The following is a 2,976-nucleotide window of genomic DNA, read 5'->3' as shown; positions in this document are numbered from 1 at the left end:
CGCCGGGTCAGCGTCGTGTCGCTGTGCGGGAACCAGAAGAACTCGAAGTGGTCGTGGGTGTCCGCGAGTTCCTGGACGCGTTCCAGGGTCTCGGCCACGGGCATGGCGGCGTCACGTGCGCGCAGGGCGAAGAGGGGCACGGTCCGCAGGGTGACGCGGGTGATGACGCCGAGGGCGCCGAGACCGACGCGGGCCGCCGCGAACAGGGCCGGGCGTTCCCCGGGTGAGCAGCGGACGACCGCGCCGTCGGCGAGGACCAGTTCCAGGGCCCTCACCTGGGTGGCGATGCCGCCGAAGCGGACGCCGGAGCCGTGCGTGCCGGTGGAGATCGCGCCCGAGACGGTCTGCCGGTCGACGTCCCCCATGTTCTCCAGGGCGAGGCCGTGCGCGGCCAGCAGCGGGTTCAGCTTCCACAGCGGCATGCCGGCGCCGACGGTGACGAGCCCCGTGGCGGTGTCGATCTCCTCGACGCCGTCGAGGAGATCGAGGCGGAGTTGCGCGTCCGGGGCGACGGCGATCGGGCTGAACGAATGTCCGGCCCCCACGGCCTTGACGCGCAGCCCGTCCCGTACGGCCTCCGAGACGGCCTCGGCCACCTCCTCCGGGCGCGAGGGCCGCAGGACGCGCCGGGGGCGCGCCTCCTCGTTGCCGGCCCAGTTGCGCCACACGCTGCTCATGCCAGGAGTCCTCTCGACGGGATCGTCGGCGCCGTCGCACCGGACGTGGCTCGCGCGGGGCCTCCCGCCGCGCGGCGGCCCACGGGAAGACTGGTCGGGACAAGCGTCCCAGTCAAGTGTCCTGTTGGAGCGGCGGTGTCGACCGACAGGCGGTCGGCCGGTCGGCGGACGCCCCCCGAACAGAGGTCGGTTCCGGTACGTCCGCCCGTCCGGCGGAGACGAATGCCCCGCCGCGTACGGGAGTTGGGGAGGGGGCGCCTGGCCCCGTACGACCGGCGGGACGCCGCCCGTGTTTCGCTGGAGCATGGCTGCAGCGAGATCGGCGTCGGAGGAGGGCCGGGTTCTCGTCGTCGGCGGTCACGGGGCGGTCGGCGGAACGGTGACGGCCGCGCTCTCCCGCTGGTTCCCCGGGCGCGTGCTCCCCGCCGGGCGGGACGGGGCCCGGGCACGACGGCTCGGGGGCGTGCGGGTCGACGTGCGCGACCCGGACGCTTTCGCGCGGGTGCTGGAGGAACTGGGGGACGTGGCGGCCGTGGTGTTCTGCGTGGAGCCCCCGGACGCGGAGCCGGCCCAGGGGGTGAGGGTGCTGGTGCCCCGGAGCGGGCGGGTCCGGTGACGAGCGGAGACGAGGGCCGGGTGACGGGGACGGGCGGCGGGCGGGTCAGGTCCGGGCGGCCGACCGGGCCCGCCGTACCACGCCCAAGGGCGTTCGCGCGGGTCCCCCGGCCGCGGCCCTCACCCGAACGGCTCACCGTGCCGGTTCCGGTCGCGCGGGACGCCGCCCGCACGGAGTCCCGCCCCCACTGAGGCCCGGATCCGGACCGGGCGGTGGCGGGGGCGTCGCAGCGGAGGCGCCCGGGACGGGCGGGCCGCACACTTGCATGGGGTCCGCCCCCGGGCACGACCGCGGACCGGGCTCGGCGAAGGAGGTGGCTGACGGCGTGGAAGATCCGCCTCTGACGCATGGGCCCGTTCACGACGGGCTGCCGTTCACCGACGGCGCGGCGGGGGCCCTCCTGGACTCCGCCGGCCGGATCGTCGGCTGGACGGCGGCGGCCGAGCGCCTGCTCGCCCTCTCCGCGGCCGAGGTGTGGGGCCGGCCCGTACGGGAGCTGCTGGTGGACCCCTCCGCGTGGCCGGCGCTGCGCGCGCGAGGCGCCACCGACGCCTGGTCGGGCGAGACCGCGGTGCGTACCGGCGACGGCCGGACGCTGCGGGTCGGCTTCCAGGTCAGCCCCCTGGCGGGACCGGTCCCCGGGGCCGGCGCCGAGCGGTACCCCGCGCCGGACCCCTCTTCGGGCGCCGGAAGAGGGCCGGAGACCACGCCGGTCGCCGCCTCGGGGACCGGGGCCGCGCCGGGCGCCTCCGGGGACGCTCCTCCCGGTGCCGGAGCCGCGGCCGGGCCCCGCCCGGAAGCCGTCGCGGACGCCCCGCCCCGGCCGTCGGTGACGGAGCCCGCCCGGTACTTCGTGCTCGCCGCGCCGGCCACGGCGGTCGATCAGTGGCGCCAGGACCAGGCTTTCACCAGGGAGCTGTTCCTCCAGGACCGGGTGGGCCTGGCCGTGTTCGACGAGGCGCTGCGCCTGGTCAGGACCAACACGCATCTCCTGCCGTACACGGGTCTGCCCGCCGACATGCGCGACCGGCGCCTCGGGGACTTCCTGTGGCCGGAGGACGCCGCGGCGATCGAGCGGCGGCTGCGCGAGGTGCTGCGCACCGGCCGGCCGCTGGTGCGGGCCGAGGAGACGGCCCGGACGCTCGTGGATCCGGGAGCGGGGGCGGTCATGGCCATCACGGCGTTCCGGATGCAGGATCCGTCCGGGCGGGTCCTGGGCGTCACCGCGCTGTTCACGGACGTCACCGAGCCGCGCCGGTCCAGTGGACGGCTGGCGGTCCTGCACCGCGCGACGGCGACCGTCGGCGGTTCGCTGTCCGTGGGCGGGACGAGCGAGGAACTCGCCGCCGTGCTGGTGCCGGACGTGGCGGACCTGGCCGTCGTGGAGATCGCGGAGGCGGTGTTCGCCGGGGAGGACCCGGCCGCGGGACCCGAGGTGCGGGCGGTGCTGCGGCGCGCCGCCGTCGCGGGCCGGCCGGGGCCGGACCTGCCGGTGCCCGACCTGCCCGTGCCGGACCCGACCGCCGTCGAGGTCGAGACGCCCGGCGGCTCCGGGGACGGCGCGCGGTCGGTGACCGGGACGCTCCCCTCCCCCGCGTACACGATGAGCGCTCCGCTGCGCGCCCGGGGCGTGGTGCTCGGCCGGGTCACCGTCCACCGGCGGTCCGGAGCGCATCCCTACGA

3 protein-coding genes are annotated in these 2,976 nt (G+C 77.2%); 2 read left to right on the top strand and 1 reads right to left on the bottom strand.

All coding sequences use genetic code 11. The features are described 5' to 3' along the window. Window positions 1-677: FAD-binding protein (locus RIF68_RS32925; protein WP_309055073.1), on the bottom strand; the 677-nt coding region annotated here is incomplete at its 3' end. Between the two features lie 304 nt (window positions 678-981). Between RIF68_RS32925 and RIF68_RS32920 the strand changes: the two genes are divergently transcribed. Beyond that, window positions 982-1,293 carry a hypothetical protein gene (locus RIF68_RS32920; protein ID WP_309055071.1) on the top strand — a complete coding sequence of 104 codons (312 nt, stop codon included), beginning with the start codon at window positions 982-984 and terminating at the stop codon, window positions 1,291-1,293. A gap of 325 nt (window positions 1,294-1,618) precedes the next feature. Further along, window positions 1,619-2,976 (top strand): PAS domain-containing protein (locus RIF68_RS32915; protein WP_309055070.1); only part of this gene is annotated, 1,358 nt, incomplete at its 3' end.

Origin of the sequence: Streptomyces sp. (genome assembly GCF_031178505.1) — a bacterium.
Taxonomy (GTDB): Bacteria; Actinomycetota; Actinomycetes; order Streptomycetales; family Streptomycetaceae; genus Streptomyces; species Streptomyces gulbargensis.
This window is presented reverse-complemented; position numbering and strand designations above follow the sequence as displayed.